The organism is Enterocloster bolteae (assembly GCF_002234575.2).
GTDB classification, from domain to species: Bacteria; Bacillota; Clostridia; order Lachnospirales; family Lachnospiraceae; genus Enterocloster; species Enterocloster bolteae.
This window is the reverse complement of record NZ_CP022464.2, coordinates 2,052,807-2,067,278: the sequence shown is the minus strand read 5'-3', so window position 1 is coordinate 2,067,278 and position 14,472 is coordinate 2,052,807. Positions and strand designations below refer to the sequence as shown.

The window sequence follows — 14,472 nt, the reverse complement described above, 5'->3', positions numbered from 1 at the left end:
CCGTAACAGAATGTTTTTGCCGCATCCCTGGGCAGCTCTAAAGCTTAGTCCTGCCGTCAAGTATATCCGCTACAGAACCGCTGTCCACTACCCATCCAAGAGACGCCTTGATCTGCATTATTGCCAGCTCATGGTAAGCCTTTCCATTCATGCTTGCGCAGCAGTCCTCAATGGCAATGACCCGGTAGTCACGGTTGTATGCCTCAAAGGCGGTACAGAGTACACAGTTGTTTGTATTTGCGCCGGTAAAGAACAAGGTGTTGATACCCATGACCCTTAAATACATCTCAAGGGGCGTGCCCATGAACGCGCTGTATCTCTGTTTATGGACTATGATGTCTTGTTCTTCAGCGCCAAGCTGTGGCATAATTTCCATGGCAGGTGAATTTTCAGTATTTACAGGCCTTCTCACATGACCGCCTATGCTGATCTTATTTTCCATCTGATAACGCCAGAAAGGGCTTGCCAAGGACATTGTCTCCCCTGTCAAAGGATTGATTTTATGGCCTGTCCTCACAAATATCACCGGAAGCCCCCGGGAGCGGAACTCAGGTATTACTTTAACGAGACCTCCAAGCACCCTCTGGCAGTCATCCTCCGGCACCGGAAGATAGTTGAAATCATAATCAAAATGTGCCCGTGTAACATCCACAACAATAAGAGCCGCCTTAAAATCTTCCATATACTATCTCCTTTATTTCTATTATTCAACCAACAGGTTGGGGAGGAACAAGGATAAACCTGGAAACAGGGTAATAATTATAAGCACTAAAATCGTCAGCATGATAAACGGCATGGATGACCTCACTATCTCTACAAAGGACAGCTTCATCACCTTGGCGCTGACAAACAGGTTCAGGCCAAAAGGAGGAGTGCTCATACCGATTGCCAGATTGGTTACCACCACGTTTCCAAGGAATATAGGGTCTATCCCTGCTTTTAAAGCCAACTGGTAAACCATGGGCATGATAATTACAATCGAGGAGCCAGCGCCCATGAACATACCTGCAATCAGAAACATTATATTTATTACCAGCAATATCATCAGCCTTGACGTACTACCCAGCATCGCTTCCATGAGCTGCGGTATCCTTGCCAGCGTCATCACATACCCTAAAAGCTGGCCGGCTGCCAGCAGTATGTAAATCGTACACACTGTCTTAGCGCAGTCTCCGCAGATATCAATGAGTGTTTTAAAATCCACATCTTTATATATGACCATCTCAACGAAAATGGCATACACAGCCGATATGGCCGCTGCCTCTGTGGGCGTACAGATGCCGGTATACATGGTCCCGATGATGATGACCGGAAGACCCAGCGCCCAGATGGCCTCCTTTACCGCAGTAAAAAACTCCTTAAGGCTGATTCTGGGAAGCCTTGGCACCTTGTGCCTGCGGGCATACACATATACGTATACCATAAATATAGCAGCCATAACGATACCGGAGCTTAAGCCTCCCATGAACAGTTTAAGTACGGATGTATTTGTGTTCATGGCATATACAACAAAAGCAATACCGGGGGGAATCAGCATACCAACAGAACTGACGGTACAGATAAGTCCGGCGCTGAATCCCCGTGGATAGCCGTTATCAATCATCTCCTGGTATATCAAGGCCCCTATAATCAATATTCCTGCTGTGGATGCCCCCGATATGGCACCGATGATAATGCAGCACACAATTGCCGTCATGCCTATGCCGCCGTACATATGCCCCACAATACTCCGGCAGAACTTCAGCAACCTGCTTCCAATCTGCCCTTTCCCCATCACACTAGCTGCCAAAATAAAGAATGGCAGACACAGGGTGGAAAACTTGTTTAATCCTGCGGTAAAGGATGAGACCGCCATGATTGGCTGCATATTCAGCACATTTAACAGATAATATGTACTGGGTATCATCATGGCGATAAAGATAGGTATACCCAGGAACAGGCACACCAGAAGAGCTATAATAAATAATCCCGCTGTCATTGGTACCTCCCCCTTTACATGGTTTCGAGCTTGCTCAGGTCCTGGTCTTTTGTGTCGACTCCAGCTTTTATCTTACCTTCCTTAAAGAGAACAAATATGGTCTTAAAATACTCCAATGCCATGAGTCCGCAGCCCATCATAGTTCCCAGATACATCCACCACATCTGAAACCACGGCATGGTCACGCTGGTACGGGCAGTTGCCTTTATGGAAACCACCTCCAGATATGAAAAGTAAGCAAACGCAGCCAGGAATACCGTCGCAATAACGGCAAGTATCATACGATAGTATGAGTGCAGCTTTTGAGGAAGCATGTTATATATGATATCCACACTGACATGCTCATGTTTTTCAACGCTGATAACGCCGCCGATACAAGCCACCCAGACCATGATGTATTGGCAGAGCTCCTCTGTCCAAGGAAAAGAAAATCCGAAAAAATTCTTTAGTACGATTCCCAGAGTAACCAGAAAAGTAACGAACAAGATTGATAATGCGCAGAACGTTAGCTCAAACTTTTTGAATGCTTTGTCAAACGCCTTATACTTTTCATATGTTTTGTTCATATATTCATATCCCTTCCGTACATGTCCTGCCTGTTAATTCAGCTTTTCTATGTCGGCATTAAACGCGTCAAGAATCTTCTGGCCCGCTTCGCCGTTGCTTTCAATATAAAGGTCAAGGCAAGGCTGGCGGCATGCGTCAGACATGGCCTGCAGTTCTTCATCGGTAAGGGTAATGATTTCACACTGAGCCCCGATTGCGTCCAGAGCAGCCTGCTCTATATCTCCCCTCACTTCCTGATAAGCATCATTTCCGGCAATGTTCACAGCATCCATAACCAACTGCTTACACGGATCGTCCAGCCCCTCGAACCAGGTCTTATTGGCAAAAATCAACTGTGAGGCAAGAATATGGTTTGTAATCTCCATATACTTCTGCACCTCGTAAAACTTCATGTTATAGATTCCTGCTCCTATGCCTGCTTCCTGCCCGTCAATTGCACCGGTTTGCAAAGCAGTAAAGGTCTCCTGATAATCAATGGTAAGAGCAGTACCGCCCAGGGATTCGATAAACTTCATAAGCACAGGCGATGCCATTACACGGAATTTTAATCCGTTAAAATCCTCTGGTGCGCGCAGGGGCACATTGCTGGTAAATGCCTTGAACAGGTCTACCCAGTAGCCCAGACCTACCATGTCGTAATCCTGCATGGTGTCAAGGAGGGCGTCCGCTGCGTCTGTCTCAAACACAGCCCTGGCCTTATCTATATCCGGAGGGAAGAAATACGGTACATCCAGAATGGAAAGCAGGGGATTGAACGCACATACATTTGCAGGTGGCTGTATACACATCTGGATACCGCCGTTCTGCACGGACTCAACAAGGGTATTTGAATCCCCCAGCTGTCCGGCCGGGTATACGTCCACCTGAATCTTCCCGCCGGAAGTCTCCTCAATATACGTTTCGATTGCAAGTGCGCCCTCCTGCCTGGCATCGGTAGCCGCACCTGAATGGGCCAGAATAATTGTCATTTCAGGATACTCGTAATCAGAAGCAGCCTTTGCTGACTCTCCTGATGAAGCATTCTCTGCCTGAGAAGCATTCTCTTGAACAGACATATCCTCTGCTGCCGGGGTTTCCTTTGCAGCTGAGGCTTCCTTTGACGCCGGAGCTCCGCAGGCCCATAGGGAAGAAACCATCGCTGCCGCCAATAAGATACTTAATACCTTCTTCATAACGTTTACCTCCTCGTATTTTTATAATGCTACCACCGCTCGGGAATAACTTTCCTGACTTCCAGATTCTCCGGTTTTCCTGTCGTCAAAGCTTCACGCAGCCAATCAATTGCCCATGCGAACAGTTCATGATACATACCTGCGCAGGAATGAAACTCACCTTCCATAATCCACATCTCCTTGGGGCAGTCCAGCATATGAAAGAACCGCTCTGTCAGCTCAGGCGGACACATCTCGTCAAACTCGCCCGTTGACATAAGGAAAGGAACCTTTAAGCGGTCCACCACCTTCTCCAAAGTCATCTCTGCCACAAACTCATCAAACGCGTCATCGTCATAAATATTACACATATACTTAAAGTTATTGCGAAGTCCCGGCTGGCAGGAATTAAACTGCAGGTCCTTCTCCAGATAGCAGCCCAGCAGGCCCACAACTGCCTTAATCCTGGAATCATTTACAGCAACCGTAGGACCATAGTAGGAACCCATACTGCCGCCGAAAATCCCAATCTGGTCCGGATTGACCTCAGGCCGTCCACAGAGCCAGTCCAGAAACAGGGACGCTGCTTCTGGATAATTGGTAAGAGTCACAGGCAGGCCATGAACACGCGTCTCGCCAAATCCCGGACCGTCCATCACCAGCACGCACATGTTTCTGCGCACAAAGAAATTATCGTTCAGGTTGGGATAATCTTCCTTAATCATATCCATCCCCGGAGTAAACAGTACCGTAGGAAGATTTAAAGCCCCTTTTGGCGCATGGAAAATGCCGTAAATATTCTTACCCTCAAAGGGAAGCACTACCCGCTCTATGGTGTAATCGTATCCAGCTATTGCCTTTTCATAGCATCTCACGCAGGAGGTATGAAGCTCCAGCTTCATGGCATCGTCCTTATGATGGTAAAGCTGTGCCTTACCGTAATAAAGGGCTGCACGATGATAAAACGCGCCGGCAGTAACCATGTTTCCCATTGCGGCCGATTCCTCAGCCAGCTTTTCCTGCTGCTCTGCTACGGCTTTCCAGGCTTTGGGCATAGCCCGCAGGCAGGTCATGCGCCTGTTTGCCCTTTGTATATCAGCATGCTTGAAGCCCTTTTCTTCCAGGCCCATGTTGGCATTAGGCATGAAAGCCTCTATGCCCAGCTGACCTACAAACTTGTTGCTAATCCAGCTTTCGTTTTGTCTGTACTTAGACATTTGTTACCCCTCCTTTATGTATTTAATTTTGTAATCTGGTTCCCCATTACCGCTCTCCATCTATATCATCATAGCCCGCCAGCAGCTCTGCGGCTTCTCTCACATAACTCATCACACGGTTATAGCCCCGCATCAGCTGCGTGCGGAGAACGAAATACCTGTACGAGTCTTTATTGCATCCTGCCAGACGTACACCATCGCCAAGTGACGGAATTGGATACATTGCGCCGGAAAGGTCGAAATCAAAATGGTTCTCACCGTGGAAGGTTATCCGCACAATTTTATGTGACAGTTTCTGCAGCAGGGCATTCACACTATCAGCGTCCTCATCCGGTATCTCATTGCCTTCTATCTGCCTGTAAAGATTCCCCATTCTTCTTTCCAGCAGACACAGACGCTCCCTAAGAGGCATAAAATCAAATCTGTCTCCCAGCAGACTGCCCAGGGATTCAACGGTTTCTTTCATCTCCTCAACCGCCTCCCTGAAATCATAAGGCAGGACAGCAGAACTCAGCAGACGCCATACCACAGCAACATAAATTTTCGTATCCCTTATAAGAATATCCCTGTCAATGATGTCCATGGTATCATGCTCTGTATGCCACCACCACCCAAGACCTCCCGCATGCTTTGGCGTGCCGGTACGGAATGAAAGTATATCCCTGGTCTTTTCAATATCCTGCTCAGAAAACGTACCGAATATGGAGGTAAGCCCCACGCCGTAGAACGACTGGTCAGCAAAATGTCCAATCCGTTTGCCAATGAACTCTATCCCGGTCTGTTTTTTGATTACAGATGCGGCAAGACTCCTGGTCTGAGGCATCACAGGCGCTTCGTCAATGACCACCGCATCCTTTCCACCTGTTGAATCTACATACACATAGCCTGCGCAGTGCTTTTCCAATTCCTCAAAATGATTATCCGCGTACCACGCCGAGCTGAAAAACTTCCCTTGGGAATGGCCTGCCCAGAACACAAGCCTGAGCCCCCGTTTCCATGACTTCTGTTCAGCTGCAAGGAGTCTTGCGCATTCAATCATGGTGGCATTGGCGGCGCCGTTGTCCATAGCGCCATAATCCCATGAATCTATATGGCTTCCAAACAACAGGAAATCCTCCGTACCCTCCGCTTTCAGCTGGGCCTCAAGAAGGGGAACCTTTCTCCAGCCCGTGTCCACCACAGACTGTATCCATATTTTTACAGGTCCCTTTTTCATCTGATCCCGAATAAAGGCGCCGTCCTGCCGGACCACGGACACCACCGGAATGCCTGGAAGCAGCCCTTCCGTTTTCTCTGTGGGACCGCCCCAAAGAGAGGATACCGGCGAATTATGTAAATTGTCATCCTGCACATAAATGACAGCCACAGCCCCTCTTTTTTCCATGTCCCTTACCTGGTCAGCATTAGGCAGTCCATCCTTTATGGCGATTAGGCCGTTTATGTCAGGGCTGTCCGAATCCACCGCACCCCCCTCCAGTCCATGTTCCGGCGCAGATCTTGTAAAGCAGTGTGTCAATGCCCTAAATCCCATTGGCACGGGCGAAACCATCTCTACATGGGCTCTCACCGGTACGCTGATGAATGCGTCATGGAAGGTAAGCTTTGTTTCATAGCCAATTTCCTTCATCACCTTCTCACAATACAGAAGGCTGTCCACTTCCTCCTGGGTTCCGGATATACGCACCCATTTTGCTATGTTGGACGTATAATCCATCAGCTTCTTACCGTCAACACGGTCCACCAGACTGTTTTCAATGTGTTCCAGTTCCATCACATAATCCTTCATGCCATACCTCCTCCATTTGTTTCATTTACAAATTAGACTTATATATATTGACTACCGTGGACCCGATAGCAGTTACAGCGTTAAAAACCGCATTTGTATCAAAGGTCATATCAGACATGTGAAGTCCCGGTTTCAACCCGGCTCCTATTCCTAATACTGTAGTCCTGAGTCCTGAAATTGCAAGTGGATAATTATGGAAATCCTCACCTCCGGGTGTAATGATTACAGGCCCCAGGGCATCCTCCCCCAGAGACTCTCTGATGGCTTCCGAGGCAATTTCTATCAGTTCGTCACACCTGCTTGCTGCCGGCACTCCTCCCAGCCACTCTGCCAAGGCCTTTGCCCCCATTGACTCTGCGCTTGTAACAGCAGCCTTTGTAAGGCTTTCCCTTATTTGCTTCATCACCTCGTTTGTCTGCGCCCGGATATCAAACATGATTTCAGCGTAGTTCGGGATAATGTTAAAGGGATTTGAGCCACTGCTGATTTTTGTAGGTTTTATGGAATGAGGTACCGAAGGATTAAATGGCAGCGCATTCACCGTGCCTATGACAGCAGATGCGGTCAGAATTGCATTGACTCCCTGATGAGGCTTTGCTCCGTGAGCTTCATGACCGTATATCTTCACCCTGATATGTCCGGATGCCCCGTGTAAAACTGCCGGCGAAACCTGACCCATGGGCAGTTCCTCCTGGGGCCTCAGATGTGTGCTTACCAGATATTGAGTGCCCTCCAATACCCTCGATTCTATAACTGCCTCTGCTCCCTGCAGTGTTTCCTCTGCGGGCTGAAACAGCACCTTCAGGCTTCCGGCCTTTAACTGCCCTGTTTCCAGCAACGCCTTGGCCGCCCAGAGAACAGCCGTACAGTTAGCATCATGTCCGCATGAATGGATATATATTGTCTTTCCTTCCTTCTCATAGCAGAGCGCATCCATATCTGCTCTTATGCCGACGACCGGTCCGTCTATTCCGGTATCGCGGATACCCAGCACTGCCGTCTTCGCAAAATCCCCCTTTACGTCAAATCCGGCCTGCTTTAACTGGGTTTTTAAGTAATCAGCGGTGCGTACCTCGCGGAGTGCCGGTTCCGGCATAGAGTGAAGCTCATTAAATGTGCTTAGAATATCTGTATGATGTGCATTTACATATTCGCAGATGCTGCTTTTCATCTTGTCCCCTCCCAATTTCTTTTTACTGGTTGTTTATAAAGAAATAACTAAATACCGTCTCCAATCAGACGCTCAATATTTCCCCCTAATATGTCGGAGATTTTCTCTCTGGGTATCTTCATGGATGATACTGTGTGAACAGGTTCCTCGTCACCCATATCGAACGGGTAGTCCGTTCCCATAAGGAGATGTGAGGAAGTCACCTTTGATTCCACAAATTGCAGTGTCTCGGCATCGTGCAGAATCGTGTCATAGTAAAAGCTCCTGCAGCATTCCTCGTAGCTTTTTTGGACTCCTTCAAATTCCTTTCTCACCTTCCTGGCATGTTCAAATCTGGCAATGGCATATGGTGTATATCCTCCGGAATGAGAAAAGCATATCTTTACACCTGGATATTTGCTGGCCACATCCCCTGTCATTAGGGCAAAGGCCGCAATGGTTGTGTCCAACGGATTTCCCATCAGGTTTCTCAGGTGATATCTTTCCAGCCTTGCCGATTTAATTGTATAATGAGGGTGCAGGAGCACAAAAATCTCATATTCAGCCGCCTTCTTCCAAAATGGTTCCAAATACGCGTCGTCTAATTCCATTCCGGCAATATTAGTGGCTATCTCAATACCAGCACACAGTGGGTCATTGATTACACGGTCAATCTCCCTGATTGTGCCTTCCATATCTGCCATAGGCAGCGTGGCCAGATACCTGAACCTGTTCCTGTGTAAAGACGCATCCTCAGACAGCGCTTTGTTGGATTCCCGGGTCCAATCCTTGCATCGGCAGTCCTCATAGTTTAATGCAAACGGAGGAAGCGAAATAAATCTCATATCTATGCCGGCTTTATCCATATCAGCAATCTGTTCATCAAGATAAATAAGTCCTGGGTTAAACGGTCTAAGCTCCCTGTTTTTTATAAACATTGTTTTTCCAAAGGTATCTTCTTTTACATAAAAAAGATCGCTAAACTTTTCGTTGTCAGCTAAGGAAGCCGGGATATAATGAGCATGCACGTCAATAATCATATGTTTTTCCTCCCATCTTTTATAAAAAGTATACTACCCATTAAATACAATGTCAATACTAATTGTATTTAATTGTACATATTTTGTTTTTATTATGTTTTTTAATTAGCTATTTTTTTACATAGACATTCTTTCATCCTGCGTTAAAGCAGCAACAAAAAAAGGGACCACACAGCAGTCTGCGCAGTCCCCCCTTATTCAGGAAACATAAATTCTATTTAATTATCATTTTCATATATTCTTCCATGAAACCATAGTATCTGTTATTATGATGCTTTTCCAATGCCTTAGCTGCTCTGGAATAGCTCCTGGCCTTAATATATTTAAGTATCTTAAGATGGTCCTGCTTCATAACCTCAAGTCTTTTTTCAGTAAATGCAACTAAATGCCTGGGATGGGACAATTCCGCGTTGAGAGAATGCAGGATGTCGCGTATTCGGGAATTTTCACAATAATGTATAATAAAATTATTAAAATATTCATCCTTAGCCTTGATATCCTGGGCAGAATCCGTCACTGTAATAGATTCCGTCACTCTGATGCATTCATCAATGTCTTCATCAGCGGCCTTCATGACGCATGACTCCAATGCCTTGACCTCAAGCACAATCCTGAGTTCATTCATTTCCAGAACATCCTTGACCGTAAGCTGCTCCACAAACGTCCCCAGGTTCTGCAGGCTGTAAACCAGCTTCTCCTCCTCCAGGCGCCGCAACGCAGCACGCACCGGTGTACGACTCATACCAAGGCAGTCTGCTATATCACTTTCGATGATTCGCTTTCCCGCCTGCAGCTTATGCTGGATTATCATGTCATGAAGGTAATTGTATGCCTTGTCCTCAAGACTTTTATCCTTCCTTCCCATAACTACCAACCTCTCCATCATTTATTTTTGCATCATATCATATTCTCCCATCCAATTCAACCCTAACATTAGGTTTTGTTGTCTGCGGCAGACATTCTTTACAACCAGCAGAGCCGCGCCCTGATCTCTGCCTGATATTCTGTTTCTTAATATACCAAAACAGTCTCTAACAAAGTTTCTTCTGCAAGAAGCTGATTGACCATCTTGACACGTTTTTAAAATAGGGTATAAAATGACTATATTTAGAAAAGCAGGCATTCACAAAGATATTTTCCATTACGTGCACGGATAAATGTAATATCTGTATACCCGGGGGAAGGAATAAAACCAAGTCATGACATTACAGCAGATGAAATATTTCGTAGCGGTAGCTGATTCGGTCTCTATCAGTGAGGCAGCCAAGCGGCTGTTTGCCGCCCAATCCAGTGTTTCGGAGGCAGTGCGGGTAGTGGAAGGGCAATGGGATTAAGGCATTTTTAAGGACGTCCAAAGGGGTTATGCTGACCGGTGACGGCAAGGAACTATTCATCGAATTCAAGGGGAGCTTAAACCGTCTGTACCATCTGGATTTAAAGTATGAGGATAAAAAGGAAAGCAACCATGCCTTCTATGTGGCGGCTCAGCACCATATCTGCGGCATGGATTCCTTCATGTCTATTATACAGTCATTGGATGTTCCTGAATATTACATAGGATTCAGGGAGTACAAGACGTCCGGTGTCTTTGAGCAGGTGGAAAAGGACCTTGCGGATTTGGGTGTCATCTTTTTTTGCGGAACAGCTGAAAGGCCAGATGATGCAGGAACTCAGGGGGCATGGGATCCTCTTTAACCCCATTTCCTACCGCACAGCCCATGCCTATCTCCAGAAGGCCCATCCTCTGGCAAAATGCAGCCAGATACGGATCGAGCGGCCGCGTATTCTATTATGCGGGCACATCAGGGGTTTGTAGTTGGAAGCGGGTACGGGCTGCCGGGGCAAATCTGTCAAAGCTGGTAGCGGTAGGACCCACTCTAATTTTACAGGAATTCGGCAATCTGGGAACTATTTTCATTTCGCTTCCCATCGCGCTGCTGCTGGGCCTGAAAAAGGAAGCCATCGGCGCCTGTTATTCCATTAACAGAGATTCAAACCTTGGGCTGACCACGGATATATACGGACCGGATGCCAAGGAGACAGAGGGTACCTTTGCAGTATACATTGTAGGTTCTGTTATCGGTACCGTGTTTATCAGCCTGCTGGCAGGTGTGGTTGCATCCTGGAATATCTTCCACCCGCTTGCCATGGGTATGGCAAGCGGAGTTGGCAGCGGATCTATGCTGAGCTCAGCGGCAGAGACACTGGGGAAATCTATCCCTCATATGCAGAAGATATCATGGTAATGGGGGGCGCCAGCGACATGCTTACAGGAATCACAGGAATCTATATAGGAACCTTTGTCGGACTTCCTGTAACCCGAAAACTGTATGCGCTGCTGGAACCTAAGATTGGCAGAAAACCCCTATCACCGGTCAAGGATATCATCATCCAGGTCACGTCCAAGGTAACCTTCATAGCTCCTGCCACCGCACTCGGTGCATTTGCAGGAATTTCCCTTGGGAAGGACCTTAAAAACTTTGTCAAAATGGGTTGGAAGATGGTGGTAATTACATTGCTTGTTATGGCAGGAACTTTTATATTCTCTGCCTTTGTAGCTGATTAGGTACTGCGGGCCACCGGAGCAATTTAAGCCGCATGAGTATAAAACCGGAATGTGTTATGTTATGATACCAAGGAGGAAATGATTTAGAATGGTAAAATGTGATATATTAATAAATGGATGCCGGATCCTTAAGCCGGATATGACGGTTTCAGAAGAAATGAGTGTTGCCATCCACGATTCATGGATTAAGAAAGTCGGTCCTGCTGGGGAAATAAAAGAGATTTTCTAGGCATCTGAAACGTTAGATGGTAAAGGCATGCTCCTGATGCAGGGCCTTGTGGACGGGCACACCCATGCGTGTCAGCAGCTTCTGCGGGGAAGGGTTTCCGATGAATATCCTATGGTGTGGACCAGGTTCCTGGTTCCATTTGAAAGCAACTTAAGGCCCGATGATTCCTATATCAACGGACAACTGGCCTGTCTGGATATGATTAAGAACGGAACCACCTCATTTGCCGATTCCGGCGGCATCCATATGGAACGCGTGGCCGACGCGGTACTGGAATCAGTCATGCAAGCAACCATCGCCAAATTCACCATAGATATGGGCAATGCAATTACCGGCGCAATGAAGGAAACAGCAGAGGAAGCAATCATGCACACCAGGGACCTGTACAAGGCATATGACGGCAAAGGGGACGGCAGAATCTCTATCTGGTTTGCCATCCGCCAGGTCATGACCTGTTCATGGGTTCTGATCGCCATGGCAAGGGATGCTGCTGCTGCTGAACTTAACACCGGAATTCATGCCCATCTGTGTGAGCACAAGGATGAAGTCAGCTTCTGCCTTCAAAATTACCATCTGCGCCCGGCCCAGTTTCTGAAGTCTATGGGTGTACTTGACCCCAATCTTCTGACCGCCCACAACGTTATGCTTTCCGATGAGGACATTGCCATGATGGCCAGAAGGGATGTAAAAGTAATCCATTGTCCCAGAGCCAATCTGTCCAATCATGGATTTCCAAAAACACCGCAGATGCTTCAGGCAGGCCTAAATGTGAGCCTTGGCTGTGATGGCACAGCCCCGTCCAACCTGGACCTGTTTGATGAAATGAAGGCGCTGCGCTACAGCATGATAGCATACTGGGGGCTCCCATTCTTTAACCCTATGGTCATGTCCCTGTCCCACGCTTCTTAAAATAGCCATCAGGGGAGTGCCAACGCCATTGGCAAAGGCGATATCCTGGGAACTGTGGAAGAAGGCAGGAAAGCAGATGTCATCCTTTTAAACATCGACCAGCCCCATCTGAGCCCTACCCAGAACCTAATCAACACGATAGTGGAGGCCGCCAATGGACATGATGTAACAGATTCCATTATGAATGGTAAGATTGTCATGTAAAATCGGGAAGTACAGACTCTGGACGAGAAGAAGATACGCAGGGAAGCCCAGATACATATGGAAGAGATAATAAAACGCGCTTATTAAGTTTTCCCCGCCGCCCAAACTGCTACGCTAAAACAAGTATTTGTAGATAACCACTCCTTTTCATGCTATACTAATTTACATATAATGATTGACGCGAAATGAGGTGCCCTGCATGAAAGGCAATATGGAACGGTATCAGGTTGTCTACAGTGTTTTAAAAACACACATTCAGTTTGGAATCTATGGGTTTGGTGATGTTCTGCCTTCCATCGAAAACGCCGCCGCTGATTTCTTTGTCTCCGTTGATACGATGCGCGCGGCTTATCAGCAGCTGCAGCGGGATGGCTTGGTCACCATTTCCACAAATATAGGGACTACGGTAGTCAGGAATTACGGAAAAGAAGAAATTGAACAGAATATTCAGATGTTCTATGCGCAGAGGAAAAACATCCTGATTGATTTAAGTAAATCCCTGCGCCCGCTACTGGGCCATGCCCAATGGATTGGTTTTAAAAACATTCCTGCTGAGATTTACGGCAATCTCCGCCAGCTTGAAGACAGCCATTCACTGCCCCAGACAACCACGTTTGAACATGTTGTCCGGGCCTACACTGCGCTAGGGAACAATCTGCTTTTCCGGCTTGTCTGGCAGATTTTCATGTTCTGTGAAAACCCATTCTTTAATATGCGGGATAATCCATGGCGTACCTTTATAATCAAAGATTTTCTCCCGCGTTCTTGGGATTGCTGTATAAAACAGGACTGGGATTGCCTGCGGGAATTGGTTTATGCTTCTCAGGACAGCCTGTCTCTGGCACTGTGCCGGTTTTATGATGAAAAAATCACGATGCCTCCGCCGGAACAGGAAGTCGCATTTCAGTGGAATTCTTATAATAAGGCATCCCAGATCTGCTATTCGCTGGCTATGGATTTGCTTGTTTCAATCAACAATGGCGTGTACCCTGCTGATACCCTTCTTCCTTCTCTCAACAAATTGTCCCAAGAGAAACAGGTCTCAGTGAGCACAGTCCGCAGGGCGCTTTCCCTGCTAAACGGCGTTGGGGCAACAAAATCCGCCAAACGGATTGGCACAAGAGTCCTCCCTTCACATGAGATTGTAAAAAACTGCGACTTTAAAAACCCTGCCGTCCGCAAACGGCTCCTGGATATGGCGCAGAGCCTGCAGTTTCTCACCTTATCCTGCCGGGACGTGGCCGAAGGCACCATACAGGCCTTGACAGAGGACGGCCTGCAAACATGCAGAAAACGTTTGGCTGCTTTAAAGAATAGTCAGCAGTATGAATTAATCGGCTACGCTACACTGGAGCTTCTTAAATGTTTTGCCCCTTATAAGGCTATTCGTACTGTCTACAAAGAGCTGCTTCAGCTGCTCTTTTGGGGATATTCCCTGAAAGACATATGGAAAACGGATGAGGGCAGAATCCACTACTATCTTTCCTGTTTTGAGGAATTTGACCTTTTCCTGGCCGAAAAAGATGCCGCTGGTTTTTCCATGAAATTAGAGGAGCTAATGGCCGGGGAGTTTCATTTTACAATAGAAATTATGATTTCACAGGGAATTCATGAAGCAAAAAAGCTTTTGGTTATTGGTATATGATGTAAACGTCAGAACGAAATGCTTCTGTAC

At 47.0% G+C, this 14,472-nt stretch carries 15 protein-coding genes and 1 pseudogene; 7 read left to right on the top strand and 9 right to left on the bottom strand.

The genetic code is table 11. The features are described 5' to 3' along the window. Positions 1–37: 37 nt before the first annotated feature. From CGC65_RS09735 to CGC65_RS09695, 9 genes are all read right to left on the bottom strand, one after another. Positions 38–682, bottom strand: a complete 645-nt coding sequence (locus CGC65_RS09735; RefSeq protein ID WP_002565982.1) for a cysteine hydrolase family protein — start codon at positions 680–682, stop codon at positions 38–40. Positions 683–703: 21 nt separating this feature from the next. Next, complete coding sequence (locus CGC65_RS09730; protein ID WP_002565983.1) at positions 704–1,978, bottom strand: TRAP transporter large permease; 1,275 nt, start codon at positions 1,976–1,978, stop codon at positions 704–706. A gap of 14 nt (positions 1,979–1,992) precedes the next feature. Continuing rightward, on the bottom strand, positions 1,993–2,544 hold the full coding sequence (locus CGC65_RS09725; RefSeq protein WP_002565984.1) for a TRAP transporter small permease: 552 nt from the start codon (positions 2,542–2,544) through the stop codon (positions 1,993–1,995). Between the two features lie 33 nt (positions 2,545–2,577). After that, positions 2,578–3,717 carry a TRAP transporter substrate-binding protein gene (locus CGC65_RS09720; protein ID WP_002565985.1) on the bottom strand — a complete coding sequence of 380 codons (1,140 nt, stop codon included), beginning with the start codon at positions 3,715–3,717 and terminating at the stop codon, positions 2,578–2,580. Between the two features lie 29 nt (positions 3,718–3,746). Further along, the gene (locus CGC65_RS09715) at positions 3,747–4,913 is read right to left on the bottom strand and encodes an alpha/beta hydrolase family protein (protein WP_002565986.1); all 1,167 of its coding nucleotides are present in this window, start codon (positions 4,911–4,913) and stop codon (positions 3,747–3,749) included. Between the two features lie 46 nt (positions 4,914–4,959). Beyond that, on the bottom strand, positions 4,960–6,699 hold the full coding sequence (locus tag CGC65_RS09710; RefSeq protein WP_002565987.1) for a M28 family metallopeptidase: 1,740 nt from the start codon (positions 6,697–6,699) through the stop codon (positions 4,960–4,962). A 25-nt stretch (positions 6,700–6,724) separates the two neighbouring features. Then, positions 6,725–7,870, bottom strand: a complete 1,146-nt coding sequence (locus tag CGC65_RS09705) for an amidohydrolase (protein ID WP_002565988.1) — start codon at positions 7,868–7,870, stop codon at positions 6,725–6,727. A 47-nt stretch (positions 7,871–7,917) separates the two neighbouring features. Beyond that, positions 7,918–8,889, bottom strand: coding sequence for an amidohydrolase family protein (locus CGC65_RS09700; protein WP_002565989.1), 972 nt, complete (start codon positions 8,887–8,889; stop codon positions 7,918–7,920). Between the two features lie 214 nt (positions 8,890–9,103). Continuing rightward, positions 9,104–9,754: a GntR family transcriptional regulator gene (locus tag CGC65_RS09695; protein ID WP_002565990.1), complete on the bottom strand. Its 651-nt coding sequence runs from the start codon at positions 9,752–9,754 to the stop codon at positions 9,104–9,106. A 334-nt stretch (positions 9,755–10,088) separates the two neighbouring features. On the opposite strand from CGC65_RS09695, the gene CGC65_RS31755 reads away from it, so the two are divergent. The 7 genes and pseudogenes from CGC65_RS31755 to CGC65_RS09670 all read left to right on the top strand — a co-directional run bounded on the left by CGC65_RS31755 (position 10,089) and on the right by CGC65_RS09670 (position 14,442). After that, complete coding sequence (locus CGC65_RS31755; protein WP_007036462.1) at positions 10,089–10,223, top strand: LysR family transcriptional regulator; 135 nt, start codon at positions 10,089–10,091, stop codon at positions 10,221–10,223. Positions 10,224–10,251: 28 nt separating this feature from the next. Next, a complete protein-coding gene (locus CGC65_RS31750; RefSeq protein WP_002565991.1) occupies positions 10,252–10,584 on the top strand; it encodes a hypothetical protein in 333 nt (110 codons plus the stop codon). Next, a pseudogene (locus CGC65_RS32720) lies at positions 10,569–11,455 on the top strand (DUF3100 domain-containing protein). The gene CGC65_RS31750 and the pseudogene CGC65_RS32720 overlap by 16 nt, the downstream one beginning before the upstream one ends. Positions 11,456–11,543: 88 nt before the next feature. Beyond that, entirely contained in the window at positions 11,544–11,684 is a 141-nt protein-coding gene (locus tag CGC65_RS31275) for a hypothetical protein (RefSeq protein WP_002565994.1), read from the top strand. Positions 11,685–11,711: 27 nt separating this feature from the next. After that, the gene (locus CGC65_RS09675) at positions 11,712–12,593 is read left to right on the top strand and encodes an amidohydrolase family protein (protein WP_007036465.1); all 882 of its coding nucleotides are present in this window, start codon (positions 11,712–11,714) and stop codon (positions 12,591–12,593) included. Between the two features lie 54 nt (positions 12,594–12,647). Beyond that, a complete protein-coding gene (locus CGC65_RS30950; RefSeq protein ID WP_007036466.1) occupies positions 12,648–12,797 on the top strand; it encodes a hypothetical protein in 150 nt (49 codons plus the stop codon). 199 nt (positions 12,798–12,996) lie between these two features. Then, a complete protein-coding gene (locus tag CGC65_RS09670) occupies positions 12,997–14,442 on the top strand; it encodes a GntR family transcriptional regulator (RefSeq protein WP_002565996.1) in 1,446 nt (481 codons plus the stop codon). The last annotated feature ends 30 nt before the right edge of the window (positions 14,443–14,472 follow it).